Here is a 21,728-nt window from a genome sequence, read left to right on the forward strand (position 1 = left end):
CTCCTCAGGTGAGGGCGGCGAGGGAGGGCTCGGTGCCCGCCCGCGCGCACACCGAGGCGGCCGCCCGGGAGGCGAAGGACAGCATGTCCCGCACCGCCTCCGGGTCCGGATGCGCCGTGAAGGAGCCCTGGGCGCACATCCGGCTCAGCAGACCCGCGGCGAACGCGTCGCCCGCTCCGATCGTGTTGACGACCTCGACCGGTGCGGCATCGACCGACACCGGCGGTGCGGAAGCGGTGTACGCCGTGCTGCCCCGGGCGCCCCTGGTGAGGACCACGAGGCGCCCTCCGGCAGCGAGTCTCCGGCAGGTCTCCTCCGGGGCGGTGCCCGGCCACAGCTGCTCCAGGTCCTCGTCGCTGGCCTTGACCACGTGTGCGAGGTCGCACAGGTCGCGCAGGGCCGCCGTACCGTGGCCCTCGCCCAGGGTGCGGTCCCGGCGGACGTTGGGGTCCACGACGAGCAGGGAGCGTCCGGCGGCCGCGAGCGCCGTGGCCCGGACGACCGACGCCGCGGGCTCGACGACCGCGGCGAGGCCGCCCACGTACACGGCCCCGAACCCGGCGGTCCGCGCGGAGAGGTCCGGCAGCCGGAACGTCGCGGTGTCCTGGAGGTGGAAGTGGTAGCCCGTTCCTCCGGCGCCGGGCTCGGCGACGGCCAGCGCGGTGGGCAGGCCGGAGCGTCCGCAGAGCGTGAGGTCGACCCCCGCCGCCCTCAGCCGGGCCTCGATCATGCGGGCGAAGCCGTCGCCGCCGAGGCCGCCGGCGAACGCGGCGGGGGTGCCGAGCCTGGCCAGCCCGACGGCGACGTTGGCCGGGGCCCCGCCGAACTGGGCGGCCCGCATGCCGCCGTCCCCGGCCACGGGTACGAGATCGACGAGGGCCTCGCCGAGCACCAGGACGGAGCCGGGTCCGCCCGTCACGGCTCGACCACGATCTTGCGGCCGATACCCGCCTTGAAGCGGTCGATGGCCTGCGGATACCGGTCGAGCGGCAGCCGGTCGCTGATGAAGACCGCCGGGTCGAGCACCCCGGTGGCGAAGAGCGCGGCGGCGCGTTCGTAGCTGTGCAGGACGGCCATCGAGCCGGTGATGGTGATCTCCTGGTTGTAGATGCGGTACGGCTCGATGACCGCGGTCGTGGCGTAGTCGGCGACCCCGAACTGGAGGAAGGTGCCGCCCTTGGCGACGCGTCCCAGGCCGTCCTGGATGGCCGCGGCGTTGCCCGTCGCGTCGATGACGACGTCCCAGCCGCCGGGCCGGTCCAGCTCGTCGGCCCCGGCCGCCGAGCGGGAGCAGCCGAGGCGCCCCGCCGTGGCGAGGCGCTCGGGGTTGACGTCGAGGACGTCCACGCCCGCCGCCCCGGTGCGCTTGGCGAGCTCCAGCATCATCAGTCCCATGGTTCCGGAGCCGTAGATCAGCACCTCGGCACCGAGGGTGCTGTTCAGTACGTCGTAGCCCCTGACCGCGCAGGACAGCGGCTCGATCAGGGCCGCGTCCTTCACGTCGATGTGCTCGGGCAGCTTGACGCAGTTGGCGACGGGCGCGACGGCGTACTCGGCGGCCCCGCCGGAGACGGTGACTCCGATGGCGGCCCAGCGTTCGCAGAGGTTGCCGCGTCCGCTGCGGCAGTAGCGGCACTCGTGGCAGTGCAGGGAGGGGTCGACGGCGACGCGGTCGCCGAGGGCCAGTTCTGTGACGTCCCGTCCGACCCCCACGATCTCCCCGGCGAACTCATGGCCGGGCACGAGCGGCAGGGTGGGCGCGAACTCGCCCTGGAGGATGTGCAGATCGGTACCGCAGAGGCCGCACGAGGCGACGGAGACGACGACTTCCCGCGGTCCGGGGGTGGGGTCGGGGACGGTGGTGACGGAGACCTTGCCGGGGGCTTCCACGATCGCTGCCCGCATTATTTCACTGCTCCGAGAGACAGGCCCTGGACGAGTTTGTCCTGGGCGGCGTAGCCGGCGGCGAGCACCGGCAGGGACACGACGACGGACGCGGCACACAGCTGGGCCAGGAACAGGCCCTGGCTGGTGACGAATCCGGTGAGGAAGACGGGCGCGGTCTGGGCGACGACGCCGGTGAGCACCCGTGCGAAGAGCAGTTCGTTCCAGCTGAAGATGAAGCAGATCAGCGCCGTGGCCGCGATGCCGGGCGCGGCCATGGGCGCGACCACACGCGCCAGCACGGTCGGCAGCCTTGCGCCGTCCACCTGGGCCGCCTCGATGACCGACACCGGCACGTCCGCGAGGAAGGACTGCATCATCCAGACCGCGATCGGCAGGTTCATCGAGGTGTAGAGCAGGACGAGGAGCCAGATGTTGTCGAGCAGCCCGGCGTTCTTGGCGAACAGGTAGACCGGCAGGAGGCCGGCGACGACGGGCAGCATCTTCGTGGAGAGGAAGAAGAACATCACGTCCGTCCACTTGCGGACGCGGCGGATGGACAGGGCGTACGCCGCCGGGAGCGCCAGCAGGAGCACCAGGACGGTGGAGAAGAACGAGGCGCCGAGGGAGTTGAGCAGGGGCGGCCACGGGGTGACGCCGGTGTCGGCGCCGAAGAAGGCCCGGTAGCCGTCGAGGGTGAGCGGCGCGAAGAGGGAGGGCGGGTTGGTCGCCGCGTCGGACTCCGCGTGCAGGGAGGTCAGCAGCATCCACAGCGCGGGCAGGCAGAAGGCGAGACCCGCCGCCCAGGCCAGCAGGCCGAGCGCCGTGTTGCGGCGTTTGGCCCGCCGCAGGACGCGTCGTGCGGACGGGGCGGGCGGCGCGGGGACGGTGGTGGCGGTCATGCGCGGTTCGCCTCCTCACTGAAGAGGGACGAGACGGTCCGCAGCGCGAAGGTGGCGATGATGATCGTGCCGATCACCACCACGACTCCCGCGGCGGACGCCAGTCCGTATTCGTGGGCCTGGTAGAAGGTCTGGTAGATCGTGTAGGGGAGGTTGGCGGTGCCGAGGCCGCCCGCGGTGATGGTGAATACGGCGTCGAAGTTCTGCACGATGTAGACGGCGCCGAGCAGCACTCCGAGTTCGAGGTACCTGCGCAGGTGCGGCAGGGTCAGGTACCGGAAGGTCTGCCAGGCGCTCGCACCGTCGAGGCGCGCCGCCTCGACGACCTCGGCGGGCCTGCTCTGGAGTCCCGCGAGCAGGATGAGCATCATGAACGGCGTCCACTGCCAGACCAGTGCCGCGACGACGGCGAGCAGCGGCATGTCCGCGATCCAGTCCGGCTGGCTCGGGCTCGTGTCTCCGAACAGCTCGCCGACCCAGCTCAGCGCACCGTTGAGGAGGCCGTACTCCGGGTTGTAGAGCGCGTGCTTCCAGAGCAGGGCGGCGGAGACGGGCACGATGAGGAACGGCGTGATGAGCAGGGTGCGGACCATGCCCCGGCCGAAGAAGGCGCGGTCCAGGAGCAGCGCGAGGGCCAGTCCGATGACGACGGTGGAGATGACGACGCCCGCGGTCAGCAGGATCGTGGTGAGGACCGAGTCACGGAGCGCGGCGTCGGTGAAGACCGAGGCGTAGTTGTCGAGCCCGTTGAAGGCGCGCTTCTCGGGGCTGAGGGAGTTCCAGTCGAAGAGCGAGATCACCAGGGTCGCCACGAAGGGCAGTTGGGTGACGACGATCAGGAAGACCAGTGCGGGCAGGAGCGGGGCCCTGGTGGCCCAGGCCCGGGGGCCCGTCCTTCCGCGGTCGGGCGTGGTGGCCGGGCGGGGTGGTGACTGGGGGGTGGTGCCGACTGCTGTGGTCATCGGTACTCCTTGGCGACCTGCTCGGCCAGCTTCTGGGAGGTGGCGAGCGCCTTGTCGACGGACTGCCGGCCGGCGATGGCCGCGCTGATCTCCTGCGCGACCCTGGTGCCGAGATCGGTGAACTCGGGGATGCCCACGAACTGGATGCCGGGCACGGGGCGCGGCTGGACGCCCGGGTTCCCCGGGTCGGCCCCGGCGATGGCCCGCTCGGTGACGTCCGCGAACGCACCGGCTGCCTTGCGGTACTCGGGATTCTCGTAGGTGGAGGCCCGTTTCCCGGCCGGTGCGTCGGCCCAGCCGCTGGTCTCGCCGACGAGCGACTCGTACTCCTTGCCGGAGGCCCAGGAGACGAACTTCCAGGCGTCGTCCGACTTCTTGGAGGCCTTCTGGATGCCCCAGGCCCAGGTGTAGAGCCATCCCGAGCTCCTGGTCTCCTCGACCGGCGCGGGCACGTAGCCGATCTTCCCCTTCACCGGGGACTTCGCCGCCTCCAGGGAGCCGGCGCCGGCCGTGGCGTCGTACCACATGGCGGTCTTGCCCTGGGTCATGTTGTTGAGGCACTCGGCGTACCCGGACTGGGAGGCACCACGCTCCCCGTGCTTGCGCACGAGGTCGACGTAGAACTTCGTGGCCTTCTTGAACTCGGGCGAGGTGAGCCGCGGTTCCCAGTCCTCGGTGAACCAGGTGCCGCCCATGGTGTTGACGACGGTGGTGAGCGGGGCGACGAGTTCGCCCCAGCCGGGCAGTCCGCGCAGGCAGATGCCCTTCATGCCGGGCTCGGCGCCGTCCGCCTCCGCCGCGAGGCCGGCGACCTCCGTCCAGGTGGGGTGCGGGGGCATCGTCAGCCCCTTCGCCTCGAAGACGTCCTTGCGGTACATCAGGAAGGACGACTCCCCGTAGAAGGGTTCGGCGTAGAGCCTGCCCTCGGCGGTGAGCGACTCCCGCAGCGGTTCGAGGATGTCGTCCTGGTCGAAGCCGGTGTCCTTCGCGGCGTAGTCGTCGAGCGGGTGCAGCCAGTCGTTCTTCGCGAAGAAGGGGACCTCGAAGTTGCTGATGGTGGCCACGTCGTACTGGCCCGCCTGGTTGGAGAAGTCCTGGCTGATCTTGTCGCGGACGTCGTTCTCCGGGAGCACGGTGAAGTGGACCTTGATGCCGGTCTCCTCGGTGAAGTGCTCGGCGGTGAGCTTCTGCAGCTCGACCATCTGCGGGTTGTTCACCATGAGTACGTTCAGTGCGTCACCCCCTCCGAACGCGGTGCCGCCCGCTCCGGCACACCCGGCGGTGAGGAGGGCCATCGCTGCCGTGCCCGCGACCGCACGCACGCGGATCCCACGGCGTCGTTGCTGGTGGGGCATAAGTTCTCCTGATCGGTCGTAGCGGCTCGTGGATCGGTGCCCGTGTGACGGTCCTCCTGACCGTTCCGGGCACGGCGAAGCGGTCCTCCGGCCCCTGACGGGGGGCGGGGAGCGGGCGGTGGGTTCGGGCGGGGCCGTTCTCGCCGTGGTGTCAGACGCGGATGACGTTCGGGCCGAGCAGGGAGTAGCGCTGCGCCTCGGCCGAGGGCAGCCCGGTGTCGGTGACGACGGCCTCGAAGTCGGAGACACCGGCGAAGCGGCAGAAGCTCACCGCTCCGAACTTCGAGTGGACGCCGGCGAAGACCCGGCGGCGGGCGCTGCGCATGGCCTGCGCCTTGACCTCGCCGACGGCCGGGTCCGGGGTGGTGAGCCCGTACTGGCGGGAGATGCCGTTCGCGCCGACGTACGCCAGGTCGATGACGAAGTCGGCGAGCATGCGGGTGGCCCAGTGGTCGACGGTGGCCATCGTGCTGCCGCGCAGACGCCCGCCGAGGAGGAGCACGGCGGTCTTCTCGACGTCCGCGAGGACGGTCGCGACGGCGAGGGAGGCGGTGACCACGGTCAGCGGGCGGTCCCGGGGGAGGGCTTCGGCGATGAGCTGCGGGGTGAAGCCCTCGTCGATGAAGACCGTCTCGGCGTCGCCGAGCAGTTCGGCGGCGGCCGTGGCGATCCGTGACTTCTGCGGCACGTGGTGCGTGGTGCGCATCGCGAGGGTGGTCTCGAAGCCCGCGCTCTCGACCGGGTACGCACCGCCGTGCGTGCGCCGGACGAGACCGTGCTCCTCGAGGGTGTGCAGGTCGCGCCTGATGGTCTCCTTGGCCACCTCGAACCGTTCGGCCAGCCGGTTCACGTCGACCGCGCCGTCCCGTCGGGCGGCCTCGAGTATCCCTCGCCGGCGTTCCTCGGTGCCCACGACACCATCCTTGCTCTCGTCCGGATCCTTCGCGGCCCGGCGTCCGTTCGGGCTCACGCATCGTTTGTACAAGCAGAAACGGCTGTACGACCAGCTTCCTCGCCCCCTGGGCTGTGCCCGTTGATGCCCGTTCCAGCTCCGGTCCCTGCGCTGGTCGCCCGGGGTACGGGGCCCGGCGGGCGTGCGGCCGATGCCCGCTTCGCCCTGCGCCGTGCCCGTTTCGCGCCCGTCGGCGGTCATGGAGGGGCGTGAGGGGGGCGCCCGCACTCGATCTCCGTACGCGAGGTGCCCGATGCGGGCTCCGGGTGGCACCGGCGCCCGCACCGTGACCGTGCCCCGGCACGACCTGGCCGGCGCTCCCTGACCCGTGAACGGGCCCCCGACGCCGGCTGGACCCCTCCCACCAGCGCACCGCAGGGGCAAATACTGTCCACCGGGGGGAAGTTGCTGGCAGACTGCGCAGGTGGAACGGCCCTTCCCATCTGCAGCGGAGCACGTCATGACGACCGGAACACCTCAGCCCCCCATCGACACCAGCAGGCCCCACTCGGCTCGTGTGTACGACTCCCTGCTCGGCGGCAAGGACAACTACCCCGTGGACCAGGCGGTGGCCGAGCACCTGCCGGCCGAGGCCAAGGCCGGGGCCTTCCAGAACCGCGCCTTCATGAACCGTGCGACAGCCTGGCTGGCCGGGGAGGGAGTGGACCAGTTCCTCGACATAGGCACGGGGATACCCACCGCGCCGAACCTGCACCAGATCGCCCAGGAGATCAGTCCGGCGTCACGTGTCGTGTACTGCGACAACGACCCGATCGTCCTGCGGCACGCGGAGGCCCTCCTCGTCAGCAGTCCGGAGGGAGCCACCGACTACGTGCACGCGGACGTGCTGGAACCCTCCACGATCATCGAGGCCGCCCACAAGGTCCTGGACTTCGACCGCCCCGTCGCCCTCTCGCTCCTGGGTCTCCTCCACTTCCTGCCCGACGACGTGGACCCCGTGGGCATCGTGCGCAGGCTGACGGCCGAACTGTGCCCGGGCAGCTACGTGGTGCTCTCCCAGGGGGCGTCGGACGTGAACCCCGAGCGCGGGGAACAGGGGGCGGCCGAGTACGGCAAGGGCGGCATCCGTCTCGCGCTGCGCACCCGCGAGGAGTTCACCCGCTTCTTCGAGGGCCTGGAGATCGTGGAGCCGGGGCTCGTGACGGCTCCCGAGTGGTTCCGCGGCACACCGGCTCCCCTGCCGGAGTTCAGCGGCGTGTACGTCGCGGTCGCCCGCATCCCGTAGTACCCGTCCGGAAGGCGACGTCCTCATGACCGATGCACACCAGCACGCGGCGGCCGCGGCGTTCGACGCCATCGGCGGTGACTACGAGCGCGCGTTCGCGGGCTCGGCCGCGCACGAGGCCTCACTGGTCCGGCTGCTCGGAGGGCTCGCTCCGCGGAGCAGGGTCCTGGACGTCGGCAGCGGAACGGGCCGGCCCACCGCCCACACCCTGGCGGCCGCGGGACACGAGGTGCTCGGGGTCGACGTCTCGTCCGTCATGGTGGAACTCGCGTCACGCCGGGTTCCCGGGGCGGCCTTCCGGCACGCCGACATCCGACGGATACCGCTGGAGGAGGGGAGCTTCGACGCGGTCTGCGTCTACTTCTCGCTCCTGCAGATGCCGCGCGGGGAGCAGCGCTCGCTCGTGCGCCGGCTGGCGGGCGCGCTCCGGCCGGGCGGGCACCTCGTCCTGGCGACGGTGCCCCTGGACGTGGAGGATGTGGACGCCGTCTTCATGGGCCAGGAGGTGCGGGTGACCAGCTTCGGCCCCGAGGCGTTCAGGGAGCTCGCGACCGGGGCCGGGCTCGTGGTCGTGGACGAGGACACGGCGGTGTTCACACCGGCCCACCCCGGCGCCGTACCGGAGCCGCACCTCTTCCTGCACTGCCGCCGGGAGGCGGCACGGCCGGGGACGTGACGCGGTCGCGGCGTGTCACACCGGGCCGTTCATCCCGGGCTGCAGCACCTGCTCCGTCCAGATCACCTTGCCGCCGTCGTCGGTGTACCGGGTGCCCCAGCGTTCGGCCAGCTGGGCGACGAGGAAGAGGCCGCGGCCGCCCTCGTCCGTGGTGGCCGCCTGGCGCAGATGGGGTGAGGTGCTGCTGCGGTCGGAGACCTCGCAGATCAGCGTCCGGTCGCGGAGCAGCCGGACTCGGATGGGGCCGGTGGCGTAACGGATGGAGTTGGTGACCAGTTCGCTGAGGATCAGCTCCGTCGTGAACGCCTCCTCGGCCAGATCCCACTCGGTCAGTTTGCGGGACACCTGGGCGCGGACCTCCGCGACCGCGGAGGGGTCCGAGGGTACGTCCCACTCGGCCACGTTCTCGGCGGCGAGCCGGAGGGTGCGGCCGACGAGCAGGGCGACGTCGTCACGGGCGCGTGCGGGCACGAGTACGCGCAGGACCGCCTCGCAGGTCTCCTCCGGCGTGCGGTCGGGGTGCCCGGCCAGGGTGCCGCGCAGCAGTTCGAGCCCCTCGTCGATGTCTCGGTGCCTCTCCTCCACGAGCCCGTCCGTGTAGAGCACCAGGCGGCTGTTCTCCGGGATCCGCATGTCGAGGGTCTCGAAGGGCATGCCGCCCAGCCCCAGGGGCGGGCCGCCGGGTACGTCGGCGAAGGCGGCGCTGCCGTCGGGGCCGACGATCACCGGCTGGAGGTGACCGGCCCGGGCCATGCTGCAGCGCCCGGACACCGGGTCGTAGATCGCGTAGAGGCAGGTCGCCCCGGTGACTCCGCCTCCTCCCTCCGAGCCCTCGGCCGACTCGTCCTGGTCGATGCGGGCGACGAGCTCGTCCAGGTGCCAGAGCAGTTCGTCGGGGGGCAGGTCCAGGGTGGAGAAGTTGTGGACCGCGGTGCGCAGGCGCCCCATGGTGGCGGCGGCGTGCAGCCCGTGCCCCACGACGTCCCCGACCACGAGGGCCACCCGGGCGCCGGGCAGCGGGATGATGTCGAACCAGTCGCCGCCGACCCCGCCCAGCCCGCCGAGTCCGGCCTGCGCGGGAAGGTAGCGGTAGGCGGCGTCGATGGCGCTCTGGTCTGGGAGGCCCTGCGGCAGCAGGCTGCGCTGCAAGGTGACCGCCACGTTGTGCTCGCGTGAGTAGCGGCGGGCGTTGTCTATGCTCACCGCGGCGCGGGCGACGAGTTCCTCCGCGACGGAGAGGTCCTCGTCCTCGAACGGCTCCGGCTTCTGCGCCCGCCAGAACATGGCCACACCGAGCATCACTCCCCTGGCGCGCATCGGGACGGCCATCAGGGAGTGGAACCCGGACTCCATGATGCGCTCGGCGCGTTCCGGATGCTGCTGCTGCCAGCCGGAGCGCAGGGTCAGATCGGTGTCGAGGACGGCGTCCCCCCTGAGCAGCCCCGCGCCGATCTGCGTGCTCGGCAGGAACCGGATCACCGACCCCAGGGGGTACAGGCCAGTGTCCTCCCGCATGCCGCTGAAGGCCGAGCGGCGCAGGCCCTCGGTGCCGGCGCGGACGGCTGTGGGCTCCTCACCGCGCAGCACCCCCTCGGCCAGGTCGACCGTGGCGTAGTCGGCGAATCTGGACGTGGCGAATTCCGCCAGCTCCTCGCACGTCCGGACGACGTCCAGGGCGGTGCCGATCTCCGTGCCCGCGTCGTAGAGGAGTTTCAGCCGGCCGCGCGCCAGGGCGGCCTTGCCGGTGAGGGCCTGCAGCTCCGTGGTGTCCCGCAGGGTCGTCACGCTGCCGGGGGGTCCACCGTTGCGGTCGGTGGACCGCTGGCTGACGGCGAGGAGCCGGTCGCCCACGGAGTGCACCTCGTCGGTCGCGCTGCGCCCCGAGGTCAGCAGGCCGGTCGTGCCGGGGTCGAGCCCGAGCTCCTCGACGGGCCTTCCGTCGACGTCCGGAGGGAGACCGAGGAGCCTTCGCGCCTCGTCGTTGGCCAGCAGCAGCCGTCCGTCCCCGCCGACGATGAGCACTCCCTCCCGCACGGAGTGGAGAACGGCGTCGTGATGCTCGTACATGCGGGTCATCTCGGTCGGCCCGAGACCGTGGGTCTGGCGTTTCAGGCGTCTGGTGACGAGTGCCGTGCCTCCCGTCGTGAGCAGGAGTATCCCCGCGGCGGAGCCGAACAGGAGGGGGAACTGGCCCTCGGTGACCCCGCTGACGTTCTTGATGGTGATGCCGGCGGACACGAGGCCGATCACCTTGCCCCCGGGTCCGAAGACGGGTACCACCGCCTGGACGAGCGGCCCGATGGTGCCGTCGATCTCCTCGGTCACGACGTGGCCCCTCAGGGCGGGTTCCACCTCGCCGACGAACTTCTTGCCGATCCGGTCGGGCAGCGGGTGGGTGTAGCGGATGAGGTCGCGGCCGGTGACGACGATGAAGTCGACGCCGGATCCCTTCCGCGCCGCCTCGGCCTTCGGCTGCAGCACGGCGGTGGGATCGGGACTCCTCAGAGCGGCTTCCGTGCCCGGTGCGTTCGCGAAGGTCTCGGCCACGGCGACGGAGCGGTTGCGGGCTTCGCGTTCGCTGTCGGCACGGGACTGCAGCACGAGCGCGGCCACGGCGGCAGCGACGATCAGCACCACGATCGCCACCTGCAGGAGAAAGACCTGACCAGCGAGGCTTCTCATCCGGAGAAACGAACGCGGGCGGCCGTAGCGTCCGGCCATGTCCCCCTTTTTACACCCTGGCCATACGCCGGGCGAGCCGTGCGCGGCGGCTCCGGTCTCCGGCGCGCCCGTCAGGCGGTTCCGGATCCCGCACCGGGATCAGGGCCTGCCCGGCGAGGAGGGCGGCGACGACCGGGACCATGGGCGGTACGAGCGGCGTCGGCCTGCTCGGCGGCGTGCCGTGGACCGCGGCCGGCGGCCACGGCCGGACCGTCGCCGGGTTCTACGGGCGCTTCGGCCGGCCGAAGCGCACCGGGACCCCGGGCGAGTACAGCACGCTCAGCGGAGCCCCGGTGGGCGCGGGCAGTCCCGCGGCCGTCACCAGGCTCTCGTCGCACGCGAGGAGCTGTGCGCGGTGCAGGGGCCACCGGGGGTGGGCGTTGGGGAGGTACACCGTCCGTCCGTGGAAGGTGGTGTGCATGCCCCAGCGCGCGGTCAGGAAGTGTTCGAGTTCGCTGGGCGTGTCGATCCGGGCCCCGGCGCGCACCACGATCCGGCTGTGTGCGCCCCTGGGCCCGGGCAGGCGCCGCCGGCTGGTGTAGGTGAGCGTGTCCGCCTCGCGCCGGATCTCCATCCGGGACCATACGTACGGCAGCCGGAAGGCGCTCCGGGCGACGGCGACGGGGATCAGCCGGGAGGCGTCGAGCGAGCGGAAGACGACCCCTCGCCTGCCGTGCGCGTCCCTGGAGTACAGGCGGACGTTGGTCTCGGGGAAGGTGCCCAGGTAGGGGATGCCGGGGAGGCGGAGCCATCCGACGCGGTACATCCGGAAGGCCACGAGTCCGACGTAGGTGACCCCGTCCAGGGTGTCCGCCACGGTTCCGGCGGGCAGCAGCGGGGCCACGTCCGCCGGGTCCGCGGCCCAGTGCAGGAACGCCAGGTCCAGCCACGACTGCGTCATCAGCGGGCGCATCGACGGGTGCGGCGCATCGGGGGTGACGGGCTGCGGTGTACGGGGTGTGGGCGGCACCCGGACAGGATGGCAGAGCCCGGGAACTCCTGGCCGGGGGCGGCTATTGCAGGGCGCGCACCGCGGCATCGAAGAGCGGGGGCAGTCGGTGGGCGGCGGGCACGATCAGTCCGGCGGTCAGCGGATGCCCGGCGGCCCCCAGCAGCGCTCCGGTGAGCAGACGGTGGCGCCGTGTAAGGCGCGCCCACCGCGCGGGGTAGGCCTCGGGCCGTCCGGCGACCAGGCAGTCGACCGCCGCGGACGCGGTGGCCGCCGCCAGGGCGACGCCCTCGCCGGTCAGTGCGTCGACGTAGCCCGCCGCGTCGCCGGCCAGCAGGACCCGGCCGGCTCTGGGTGCGCTCGCGCTCTGGCGCAGGGGGCCCGCGCCGCGTACGGGGCCGGCCTCCAGGCCCCGGAGCGTACGGGCCAGGGCGGGGAAGGCGGCGAGGTGCTGCTCGTGGGAGCACCGGTGGCGGCTGAGGACGGCGACACCCACCAGCCCCTCCCCCACCGGTGTCACGTACGCCTCGCCGTGGCGCGACCAGTGGACTTCCACGAAGTCGGTCCAGGGGGCGATCCGGTAGTGACGGCGCAGTCCGTAACGGCGGGGTGCGCGAGCGCCCCGCTCCAGGCCGAGCTCGCGGCGCAGCGGCGAGTGCAGGCCGTCGGCCGCGATCAGCCAGCGGGCCGTGAGCCCGGCCGCCGTGACGCTGTCCTGTCCCTGGCTCACCTCCGCCACTCTGCCCGTGACGACGCGCACCCCGAGCTCCTGAGCCCGCCGGTGCAGGGCCGCGTGCAGTTCGGTGCGCCGGACGCCGAGCCCCGGGCTGCCCCGGAAGACCGCTTCGGCCTGGCGGCGGCCCTCGACGTAGCGGATCCCACGGAGTTCACGGCCGGCCGGAGTGACCCCCAGCGCGCGCAGGGCCGCCACTCCGCTGGGCATGATGCCCTCGCCGCAGGCCTTGTCGACGGGCGCGGCACGGGGTTCGACCACGACGGCCTCCAGGCCCGCCGAGGCGGCCCGGATCGCCGCCGACAGACCGGCCGGTCCGCCGCCCGCCACCAGGATGTCGATCACGCGCGTACGTCCGCCCCGGCGAGGCGGGCCAGCGCGCCGTCCTCGCACCGGATGCGTACGGCCATGAGCGCGGCGTTGACCACGGTGAACAGCACCGCGGTCATCCAGGCACCGTGCACCAGCGGCAGAGCCGCCCCCTCGGCGGCGACCGCCACGTAATTGGGATGGCTCAGCCACCGGTAGGGCCCTCCGGTCACCAGGGGCAGGCCGGGGACGACGATGACCCGGGTGTTCCAGCGGTGCCCCAGGGTGCGGACGCACCACCAGCGCAGTCCCTGCGCGGCGGCCACCACCGCCACCATGCTCCAGCCGGACCAGGCGACGAAGGGGCGGTCGGCCAGCCAGGTCTCGGCGAGGCACGCGCCCAGCAGGCCGGTGTGCAGGGCCACCATCACCGGGTAGTGCCCGCGGCCGGTTTCGGTGCCGCCCCTGGCCAGGCTCCAGCGGGTGTTGCGCAGGGCCACCGCGAGTTCGGCGAGGCGTTCGGCCGCGACCGCCAGGACCAGGAGGGTGTACCAGATCATGTGTTCCTCCGGACTACCAGCGCAGCAGCACCAGTTCGCAGCAGAAGCCGGGACCCATGGCCATCATCAGACCGGGCGCCCCGGGTTCGGGCGGCCGCTTCTCCATGGTGTCCCTCAGGACGTGCAGGACCGAGGAGGAGGACAGGTTGCCGACCTCGGCCAGCGAGCGCCAGGTGACGTCGAGGGCGTCTTCGGGCAGGGACAGGACATCAGTGACGGCCTCGAGGACCTTGGGCCCGCCGGGATGGCACACCCAGCGTGCGACGTCCTTGGGTTTCAGTCCGTGCCGCTCCAGGAAGCCACCGACGTCCTCGGCGAGATACCGGCGTACGACGTCGGGGACGGCCGGGTCCAGCACCACGGTGAAGCCGGAGCCCCGGATGTCCCAGCCCATGACGTGTCCGGTGTCCGGGTACAGGCGGCTGCGGGTGTCGACGATCTCCGGTCCCCGCGCCGGCGCCGGATGGCTCCCGCCCACCAGTACCGCCGCCGCCGCGCCGTCGCCGAAGAGCGCGGTCGCGACCATGTTGGCGGGGCTCGCGTCGTCACGCTGGAAGGTCAGGGAGCAGAGTTCGACGGAGAGCAGCACGGCCACCTGTCCGGGGTGGCCGAGCAGGTAGTCGTGCAGCCGCGCCACCCCGGCGGCTCCGGCGACGCAGCCAAGGCCGAAGACGGGGAGCCGCTTCACGTCGGGGCGCAGGCCGAGACGGCCGACGAGCCGCGCGTCGACGGAGGGCGCCGCGATCCCCGTGACCGAGGTGAACATCAGCAGGTCCACGTCGCAGGGGCGGAGTCCGGCCTTGCGCAGGGCGCCGCGTACGGCTTCGGCGCCCAGGTCGACGGCCGCGCCGATGAACACGTCGTTCGCCGCCCCGAAACCGTCCAGTCCGCCGTAGCGGTCCAGGGGCAGCACCGTGTTCCTGGTGCGTACCCCCGCGTTGGCGTGGATCCGGTCGAGCACACGGCGGTCGGCGTCCGCGGGCAGGCAGGTGCGCGTCACCATGTCGGTGACGTCCCGCTGGGTGTGGCGGTGGGGCGGCAGGACCCCGTGCACGGCCGCGATCCGGGTCACCCTGGCCACCGCTTCGGAGAGGTCATGGTCATATCCTGCCTACCGAACCGGGCGAATCGGCGCACATGCGGCGCGCGGCTGCCGTGTCCGTCCGCTCATGTGTCCCTACCATCGCCCCGTGGACACCACGGACCGGCCGCCCTCGGACGCCCCTGCCGTACGCCTGCCACAGGTGTCGGCGGCGCTGGTGCTGTCCTGCCATCCGGGCCCGGTCGTGGCGGTGACCGTGCTGGTCACCGCACTGACCGTCAGTTCGGGCCCGCCGGGCGGCCGATGGGTGCTGGTCGCCGCCGCCGTGCTGACCGGGCAGCTCTCGGTGGGATGGTGCAACGACGCGTACGACTCCGTCCGTGACGTCGAGGCCGCGCGCCCGGGGAAACCGGTGGCGCTGGGCGCGGTGGGACGGCGCGTGGTGTGGGGCGCCGCGTTCACGGCCCTGTTCCTCTGCGCGGTGCTGTCGCTCGCGTGCGGCGGGGCCGCGGGTGCGGCGCATCTGGCCGGAGTCGTGGGGGCGTGGGTGTACAACCTGAGGTTCAAGGAGACGGTGCTGTCCTGGCTGCCGTACGTGATCGGCTTCGGCAGCCTGCCGTGCCTGGTCGCCCTGAGCCTGCCGGGCGGCCCTTGGCCGGCCTGGTGGGCGGTGGTGGCGGGTGCGCTGCTCGGCGTGGCGGCCCATCTGGGCGACGTGCTGCCGGACATCGAGGCGGACCTGCGGGCGGGCATCCGCGGTCTGCCCCAGCGGCTGGGTCCGGTCCGCACCCGGCTGCTGCTGCCGGTCCCGCTGTCGGCGGCCACGGCGGTGCTGGTCCTGGGCCCCCCGGGGGCGCCGGGTGGAGCGGGTGTCGCCGTGCTCTGCGGGGTCGCTCTCTGCGCCGTGGCGGCGACGACCGCGTGCGCCGGTCCACGGCCGGCCGGGGCCGCCTGGCGCAAGACGGCGCTCGCGGGGACGGTGGCGGTGGCGTCGGTGGATGTGGCGCTGCTGCTGGCGCGGGGCGCCGACATCGCCTGACGGCCCGTGTGGACGCGGTGGCCGGTGTCCGGACGGGCCGTCGGGCGGAGTGTCGCCGCTACTGGCCGGCGAGGCCGGTGTGCGCGATCCCGCGCACGATCTGCCGCTGGAAGAACGCGAAGACGATCAGGAGCGGTGTCCCGGCGATCACGAGCGAGGCCATGATCTGGGCGTAGCGCACCCCGAAGGTCGACTGGACGTTGACGAGACCGACGGGCAGGGTCATGCCGCCCGGGTCGGTGGTCACGAGGAACGGCCAGAGGAAGTTGTTCCAGGTGGAGATGAAGGTGAAGATCGCGACGGCGGCCAGCACGGGCCGGGACAGCGGGATGACGATCGTCCAGAACACCCGCCAGCGGCCGGCGCCGTCGACGAAGGCCGCCTCCTCCAGCTCGCGGGGGACGCCCTCGAAGAACTTCACGAGGATGAACACCATGGCGGGCACGGCGACCTGGGGCAGGATCACGCCCCAGTACGTGTCGACGAGGCCGAGTTGCACCATTTCGCGGAACAGCGGCGCGATGAGGACCTGCGGAGGCACCATGATGCCGGCGAGCACCAGCCCGTAGAGCAGCCGCCGGCCACGGAAGTCGGTGCGGGTGAATCCGTACGCGGCCATCGCGCAGGTCACGACGGTCAGCAGGGTGGTCATGACGGAGATGTACGCCGAGTTCATGAGCCAGACCATCAGGTCGCCCGACTCCCAGACCTTGCTGTACGCGTCGAACGTGATGCGCGAACCGATCCAGGAGAGCGGTGTCTTCGTCGTGTCGCCCTCCGGCTTGAGGGAGGTGGCGACGGCCCAGGCCAGCGGCAGCAGCCAGGCGGCGGTGAGGAGCAGGGCGATGACCAGCAGGACCGTCCTGCCGGGTGTCCATCGCGGGCGGCGGCCCCCGGCGTCGGACCGCTCGGACCTCGGGGCGGGGCGGGTGGTGACGGTGGTGGAACCGCTCACTTCGCGGCCTCCTCAGCTCGGCGCCGGGACAGCAGCGGCTGCACCAGGGAGACGGTCAGGATCAGGGCGAAGAAGATGTACGAGACGGCCGAGGCGTAGCCGATGCGGTAGCCCGTGAAGCCCTGCTGGTAGACGTACTGGAGGATCGGCCGGGTGGAGTCGTCGGGGCCGCCGCCGGTCATGATGTAGACCTGGTCGAAGATCTTCAGTGAGGCCAGGACCTGGAGGACCACGACCAGGCCGGTGGTGCGGGTGAGCATCGGCAGGGTGATGTGCCTCAGGCGCTTCCAGGCGCCGGCTCCGTCCAGTTCGGCGGCCTCGTAGAGATGCGCCGGGATGGCCTGCAGGGCCGCGAGGTAGAGCAGGAAGTTGAAGCCGACGGTCCACCAGACGGTGGTCGCCACGATGCTGAGCATGGCGTACCGCTCGTCGGTCAGCCATCCGATCTCCGGTGTCAGCCCGACGGCGGCCAGCATCTGGTCGGCGAGCCCGAAGCCGGAGGGCAGGATCATGTTCAGGAAGAGCAGGCAGACGACACCGGACGGCAGCAGGAACGGCGCGAACCAGCTGAGCCGCCACAGCCACTGCACGACCCGCAACTGGTGGGCGAGGAGTGCCAGGACGAGGCCGACCACGACGAGGGGGACGGTGGACAGGACCGTGAACCAGACGGTGTTCCACAGCGAGGACCACACGTCGGGGTCGCGCACGGCCTCGGCGTAGTTGTCGAGGCCGACGAACTCCCCTCCACTGCCGGTGATGTTCTCGCTGGTCAGGCTCATGCCAAGGCCGGATATCAGCGGCCAGATCAGGAACATGGCGTACACGAGGAGGAAGGGCGCGATGAACACGAGACCGTGTTCGGTCCACTTCCTGCGCACCGTGCGGGCCGGGCGGCCGGCCGCCCGGTCGGAGGGCTTCGCCACGGGTGCGGGCGCCGCCGCGGTGGTGGAGGTCATGACGAGGCTCCCGGGAGGGGGTTGCGGGTGTCGAGGAGTTTCCGCAGCCGCGTCTTGGCCTCGGTCAGGGCGTTGCCCGGACTCCGGGAGCCGGTGAGGACCCCGGAGAACACGGCCCCGAGCTCGATCCACATCCGGGAGGCGGAGCCCGCGAACCACGCGGGTTCGTCCAGCGCCACGTCGTCGATCACGGTGCGGTACTCGGACTGGGGCTTCAGGGCGAGGTACGCCGGATCGTCCAGCACCGGCAGATAGGCGGGCACGTGCCCGCCCTCGGCCCAGGCCACGGAGTGCTTGAGCATCCAGGCGACCAGGGCGTGCGCGGCCTCGTTCGGTGCTCCGCCGCGGTCCGCCTGGTGCGGCAGGACGAAGGCGTGGCAGTCGGCCTGGGTGGCGGCCGTGCCGAAGAGCGCCGGGATGCGGGTCATCGAGCACGGGAGCCCCGTGGTCTTGAAGGTGCTGATCTCCCATTCGCCGTTGAGGTGGAAGGCGGTCTTCCCGCCGTTGAAGACGCCGATGGATCCCGCGTAGTCGACGCGGCGCACCATCAGCCCGTCCTCGACGAGACGGGCCAGGTACTCCAGCACCCGGAGCGCCTTGGCGTCGTCGAGCGCGATGCGCTTGCCGTCCTCGGAGAGCACGGTGCCGCCGGTCTGGGCGTAGAAGCTGGAGAAGAGGCGCCACGGGGTGATGCAGTCGGGCCCGAGCGTCTCGGTGACCAGACCCGGCTGCCCGGTCGCCTTCTTCGCGGCGCGCAGGGCGTCGGCGAACTCGTCCGCGCCGCTGATCGGCTTGAGCCGGCCGCCCGCCATCAGTCCGGCCTTCTCGCAGACCTCGGTCTGGTAGTAGAGGACGAAGGGGTGGGTGTCGAGCGGGACGGCGTACTGCTTCCCGCCGACCTGGCCGCGGCGCCAGATGTCCGGGGGGAAGTCCTGCTCCTTCACGCCGTGTTCGGCCAGCAGGCCGAGGTCGAAGGGGTCGAGGAGCCTGCCGGGGGCGAAGCCCGCGAGCCGGGCGAGGTGCAGGGCGGCGAGCTCCGGCGCCCGCCCTCCGGCACCGGCCATGCCGAGCTTGGTGTAGTACGGGGCGCCCCACTGCAGGGTCGAGGCTTCCAGGGCGATGTCCGGGTGCCCGGTCCGGAAGTCGTCCAGCATGCCCTGCATGTTGACGCCGTCGCCGCCGCCGAACAGATGCCAGAACCGCAGCAGGGTCTGTCCCGGGCCCGCGGCGGTGGCGGGGGCGGCGCAGCCGGACAGTGAGCCCAGGGCTCCGGCGGCGGCCAGGACGCCGGCACCGCCCGCGAGGGCTCGGCGCCGGCTGAGGAGGGGTGGTTGCATGGCGGCTCGTCTCGACTCGTCTCTGAGGTGCGGGGACGCGTGAAGGGGAGGCGGCACGTTCGAAATCTCGACGCGCGCCCGTGACTTCGGACGGGACCGTAGGCGCGGGAAAAGGCGGCGTCAATGACTCGCGCTGAAATTGCGAACAATGTTCGACATGACGAACACGCGCCCTGCTTTCGCGGCCCGGACCGGCCGCCGGGGCCCGGGTGCAGGGCACACGCGAGGAGATATCGCGGGGATCGGCTCACATTCCTTACTGGGGGGTAGGCCCACCCGGCATCCTTGCTATACCTTCCGTCTAACAAGAGGGACGGAGGGCCGCACGGGCCGGGGCCGGTGCCGGACCCCGCCCACTGCTGCCGCCATGTCCGGCGAGCAGCACTGCATATGACGAGCCATCACTTACATGCTCATGCGACAGCACCAAGGACATCGCTGACGAACCGAGGAGCCGCACCATGGCAAGCAGCACCGTTCGACCGGATGCAGAGGACCGGCCGCCCGAGGACCACCTCACCCGCCGCCTGCTCGAATCGGCCGCCACGCTGGCGTACGACCCCGCCACGGAGGTCGACTGGGACACGCCCCTGGACAAGGGGTTCCACGGCGCGAGTCCGGAGTGGAGCACCCTGTACGGCACCGCGTACTGGGGAGAGCTCACCGAGGAGCAGCGCAGGGAACTGACGCGGCAGGAGGCCGCCTCGGTGGCCAGCACCGGCATCTGGTTCGAGATGATCCTCCAGCAGATGGTCCTGCGGGACGTCTACGCGAAGGATCCCACGAGCGCGGACGTCCAGTGGGCGCTGACCGAGATAGCCGAGGAGTGCCGGCACTCGATCATGTTCGCCCGCGGTGCGCAGAAGCTGGGCGCCCCGCCCTACCGGCCTCACCGGCTCGCGGTCGAGCTGGGGCGGGCCTTCAAGACCCTCGCGTTCGGTGAGGCCGCGTACGCCGCGATCCTCGTCGCCGAGGAGGTCCTCGACGTCATGCAGCGCGACTGGATGCGGGACGAGCGGGTCGTGCCCTTCGTCCGCACCATCAACAACATCCATGTCGTCGAGGAGTCCCGGCACATGAAGTTCGCCCGCGCCGAGACCCGCAAGCACCTCAGCGGGGCCGGCCCGGTGCGGCGCCGGATCAACGCGCTCGTCATAGCGATCGCGTCCTACGTCATCGTCACCAGCATGGTGAACAAGGACGTCTACGCCAACGCGGGGCTCGACGGGAAGCGTGCCATCGGCGAGGCCAGGGCGAACGAGCACCACAAGTCGATGATGCGCTCCAGTTGTTCGGGCCTCATGGACTTCCTGGCCTCGGCCCGCCTGCTCACCAAGCCCGCGCTGATGTTCTACAAGCGTGCCCATCTGATCTGAGCGGACGACATGACCTACGCCATCACCCAGACGTGCTGCAGCGACGCCACCTGTGTATCGGTCTGCCCCGTCAACTGCATCCATCCGACGCCGGAGGAACCGGATTTCGGCCGGACGGAGATGCTGTACATCGATCCGAAGTCCTGTATCGACTGCGGTGCCTGCGCCGACGCCTGCCCCGTGGAAGCCGTCTTCCCGGTGGACAGCCTCCCCGCCTCGCAGCAGGAGTACGGCCCGCTCAACGCGGCGTACTTCGCGGACCGGCAGGCCGAGCAGGCTCCGGCGGTACCGAACTTCCACGTGTGGGGTGAGCCGTCCTTCGAGCGCAGCCTGCCGTCGGACTTCGCGCCGCTGCGGGTCGCGGTGGTGGGCACCGGGCCGGCCGGGATGTACGCCGCCGAGGACCTGCTGCTCCACACGAGCGCGGAGGTGACGCTGATCGACCGGCTGCCCGTCGCCGGCGGCCTCATCCGCTACGGTGTGGCGCCCGACCACCTGTCGACGAAGAGGGCGGGTGACGCCTTCGCCAGATTCCACACCCACCCGAGGGTGCGCATGCACCTCGGCGTGGAGGTGGGCCGGGACATCACCCCGGAGGAGATCGCCGCGCACCACGACGCGGTGGTCTACGCGGTGGGCGCTTCGGCCGGGCGCCGGCTGGGGATTCCCGGCGAGGACCTGACCGGCAGCATCTGCGCGACGACCTTCGTCTCCTGGTACAACGCCCACCCCGAGGTCGCTCCGGACGCCGTGGACCTGTCGACCGAGAGGGTCGTGGTGGTCGGCACGGGGAACGTCGCCCTCGACGCGGCACGGATCCTGGTCTCCGAACCCGAGGCACTGGCCGAGGGGGACATCGCCGGTCACGCACTGGAGGCCCTGCGCGCCGGCTCGGTGCGCGAGGTCGTGATCCTGGGGCGCCGGGGGCCCGAGGACGCGGCGTACACCCGGTCCGAACTGCTCGCGCTCAAGCATCTGGACGGCGTGGAACTGGTCGTCGACGGCCACGACCCGCGGACCGGCGCGGCCATCGACGCCGCGGGGCCGGACGACCGGGCCGCGCTGCTGCGGGGCGTCACCCGGGAGGCGGTGGACTGGTCGGAGCCGCCGCCGGAAGGCCGCCGCATCGTCTTCCGCTTCCACTCGGCGCCGGTGGAAGCGCTCGGTGACACGGCCGTGGGCGCTGTCCGGGTCACGGACGGCGCGAACGGCCGGAACGGTGACACGAGCGGCGTGGCCGACGGCGGCACGAGCGGCCTGGAGATCCCGGCCGGGCTGCTGCTGCGGGCCGTCGGCCAGCGCGGGACGCCGGTCCCGGGCCTGCCGTTCGACGAGGCGACGGGCACCGTTCCCCACGAGGGCGGCCGGGTGACGGGACGGCCGGGGACCTATGTCGTGGGATGGATCAAGCGCGGCCCCACGGGGGGCATCGGGGCCAACCGCACCTGCGCCGCGGAGACCGTGGGCACCCTGCTGGACGATGCCGTCGGCGGCGCGCTGCCCGCTCCCGAGCAAGGGGCGAAGGCGTTCCAGCGGCTCGTGAGGCGCCGTAACAAGCGGGTTGTGGACGCTCGCGGCCTGGCGGCGATCGAGCGCGCCGAGCTGGCCCTGGGGCGCCGCGACGGCCGCCCACGGGTCAAGCTGGCGACGGTGCCCGAGCTGGTCGCGGCGGCCAGGGGCGGACGTCGGAGGATTCCCGGCTGAGACGCCCGGCTCGTGCCCGCCGACGGTGTGTCGGCGGGCACGGCCGCATCGCGTCGCCGGACGGCCG

Annotated in this window: 19 protein-coding genes; 5 read left to right on the forward strand and 14 right to left on the reverse strand. The window is 72.0% G+C overall.

All coding sequences use genetic code 11. The features are described 5' to 3' along the window. Window positions 1-4 precede the first annotated feature (4 nt). From ACIRJR_RS15495 to ACIRJR_RS15520, 6 genes are all read right to left on the reverse strand, one after another. Window positions 5-919, reverse strand: a complete 915-nt coding sequence (locus ACIRJR_RS15495; RefSeq protein ID WP_403779680.1) for a PfkB family carbohydrate kinase — start codon at window positions 917-919, stop codon at window positions 5-7. Then, window positions 916-1,905 carry a zinc-dependent alcohol dehydrogenase family protein gene (locus tag ACIRJR_RS15500; RefSeq protein WP_403779683.1) on the reverse strand — a complete coding sequence of 330 codons (990 nt, stop codon included), beginning with the start codon at window positions 1,903-1,905 and terminating at the stop codon, window positions 916-918. Before ACIRJR_RS15500 ends, ACIRJR_RS15495 begins: the two co-directional genes overlap by 4 nt. Then, window positions 1,905-2,786: a carbohydrate ABC transporter permease gene (locus ACIRJR_RS15505; RefSeq protein ID WP_403779686.1), complete on the reverse strand. Its 882-nt coding sequence runs from the start codon at window positions 2,784-2,786 to the stop codon at window positions 1,905-1,907. The genes ACIRJR_RS15500 and ACIRJR_RS15505 overlap by 1 nt, the downstream gene beginning before the upstream one ends. Then, complete coding sequence (locus tag ACIRJR_RS15510; RefSeq protein WP_403779689.1) at window positions 2,783-3,748, reverse strand: carbohydrate ABC transporter permease; 966 nt, start codon at window positions 3,746-3,748, stop codon at window positions 2,783-2,785. Before ACIRJR_RS15510 ends, ACIRJR_RS15505 begins: the two co-directional genes overlap by 4 nt. Continuing rightward, window positions 3,745-5,103: an ABC transporter substrate-binding protein gene (locus ACIRJR_RS15515; RefSeq protein WP_403779692.1), complete on the reverse strand. Its 1,359-nt coding sequence runs from the start codon at window positions 5,101-5,103 to the stop codon at window positions 3,745-3,747. Before ACIRJR_RS15515 ends, ACIRJR_RS15510 begins: the two co-directional genes overlap by 4 nt. A 151-nt stretch (window positions 5,104-5,254) precedes the next feature. After that, complete coding sequence (locus ACIRJR_RS15520; protein ID WP_403780338.1) at window positions 5,255-6,016, reverse strand: DeoR/GlpR family DNA-binding transcription regulator; 762 nt, start codon at window positions 6,014-6,016, stop codon at window positions 5,255-5,257. A gap of 499 nt (window positions 6,017-6,515) precedes the next feature. Here ACIRJR_RS15520 and ACIRJR_RS15525 point away from each other — a divergent pair, with 499 nt between their 5' ends. Next, window positions 6,516-7,301: an SAM-dependent methyltransferase gene (locus ACIRJR_RS15525; RefSeq protein WP_403779695.1), complete on the forward strand. Its 786-nt coding sequence runs from the start codon at window positions 6,516-6,518 to the stop codon at window positions 7,299-7,301. 25 nt (window positions 7,302-7,326) lie between these two features. Further along, entirely contained in the window at window positions 7,327-7,977 is a 651-nt protein-coding gene (locus ACIRJR_RS15530) for a class I SAM-dependent methyltransferase (protein WP_403779698.1), read from the forward strand. 15 nt (window positions 7,978-7,992) lie between these two features. Here ACIRJR_RS15530 and ACIRJR_RS15535 read toward each other — a convergent pair whose 3' ends face one another. From ACIRJR_RS15535 to ACIRJR_RS15555, 5 genes are all read right to left on the reverse strand, one after another. After that, a complete protein-coding gene (locus tag ACIRJR_RS15535; protein WP_403779701.1) occupies window positions 7,993-10,698 on the reverse strand; it encodes a SpoIIE family protein phosphatase in 2,706 nt (901 codons plus the stop codon). Window positions 10,699-10,921: 223 nt separating this feature from the next. Continuing rightward, entirely contained in the window at window positions 10,922-11,668 is a 747-nt protein-coding gene (locus tag ACIRJR_RS15540; RefSeq protein WP_403779704.1) for a YqjF family protein, read from the reverse strand. 43 nt (window positions 11,669-11,711) lie between these two features. Beyond that, on the reverse strand, window positions 11,712-12,725 hold the full coding sequence (locus tag ACIRJR_RS15545) for an NAD(P)/FAD-dependent oxidoreductase (RefSeq protein ID WP_403779707.1): 1,014 nt from the start codon (window positions 12,723-12,725) through the stop codon (window positions 11,712-11,714). Next, window positions 12,722-13,249 (reverse strand): isoprenylcysteine carboxyl methyltransferase family protein, encoded by a 528-nt coding sequence (locus ACIRJR_RS15550; protein WP_403779709.1) that lies wholly within the window; start codon window positions 13,247-13,249, stop codon window positions 12,722-12,724. Before ACIRJR_RS15550 ends, ACIRJR_RS15545 begins: the two co-directional genes overlap by 4 nt. A 13-nt stretch (window positions 13,250-13,262) precedes the next feature. Further along, a complete protein-coding gene (locus tag ACIRJR_RS15555; protein WP_403779712.1) occupies window positions 13,263-14,321 on the reverse strand; it encodes a type III polyketide synthase in 1,059 nt (352 codons plus the stop codon). 118 nt (window positions 14,322-14,439) lie between these two features. On the opposite strand from ACIRJR_RS15555, the gene ACIRJR_RS15560 reads away from it, so the two are divergent. After that, on the forward strand, window positions 14,440-15,330 hold the full coding sequence (locus ACIRJR_RS15560; protein WP_403779715.1) for a UbiA family prenyltransferase: 891 nt from the start codon (window positions 14,440-14,442) through the stop codon (window positions 15,328-15,330). A 58-nt stretch (window positions 15,331-15,388) separates the two neighbouring features. Here ACIRJR_RS15560 and ACIRJR_RS15565 read toward each other — a convergent pair whose 3' ends face one another. From ACIRJR_RS15565 to ACIRJR_RS15575, 3 genes are read right to left on the reverse strand one after another with little or no spacing between them, the layout of a single operon-like run. Then, a complete protein-coding gene (locus ACIRJR_RS15565) occupies window positions 15,389-16,285 on the reverse strand; it encodes a carbohydrate ABC transporter permease (RefSeq protein WP_403779718.1) in 897 nt (298 codons plus the stop codon). Further along, a complete protein-coding gene (locus ACIRJR_RS15570) occupies window positions 16,282-17,244 on the reverse strand; it encodes a carbohydrate ABC transporter permease (protein WP_403779721.1) in 963 nt (320 codons plus the stop codon). The genes ACIRJR_RS15565 and ACIRJR_RS15570 overlap by 4 nt, the downstream gene beginning before the upstream one ends. Continuing rightward, complete coding sequence (locus ACIRJR_RS15575) at window positions 17,241-18,581, reverse strand: extracellular solute-binding protein (protein ID WP_403779724.1); 1,341 nt, start codon at window positions 18,579-18,581, stop codon at window positions 17,241-17,243. Before ACIRJR_RS15575 ends, ACIRJR_RS15570 begins: the two co-directional genes overlap by 4 nt. A 461-nt stretch (window positions 18,582-19,042) precedes the next feature. Between ACIRJR_RS15575 and ACIRJR_RS15580 the strand changes: the two genes are divergently transcribed. After that, window positions 19,043-19,957 carry a diiron oxygenase gene (locus ACIRJR_RS15580; RefSeq protein WP_403779727.1) on the forward strand — a complete coding sequence of 305 codons (915 nt, stop codon included), beginning with the start codon at window positions 19,043-19,045 and terminating at the stop codon, window positions 19,955-19,957. Window positions 19,958-19,966: 9 nt separating this feature from the next. Next, a complete protein-coding gene (locus tag ACIRJR_RS15585; protein ID WP_403779730.1) occupies window positions 19,967-21,661 on the forward strand; it encodes an FAD-dependent oxidoreductase in 1,695 nt (564 codons plus the stop codon). Window positions 21,662-21,728 lie beyond the last annotated feature (67 nt).

The organism is Streptomyces sp. NPDC102402, assembly GCF_044765765.1.
GTDB lineage: Bacteria > Actinomycetota > Actinomycetes > Streptomycetales > Streptomycetaceae > Streptomyces.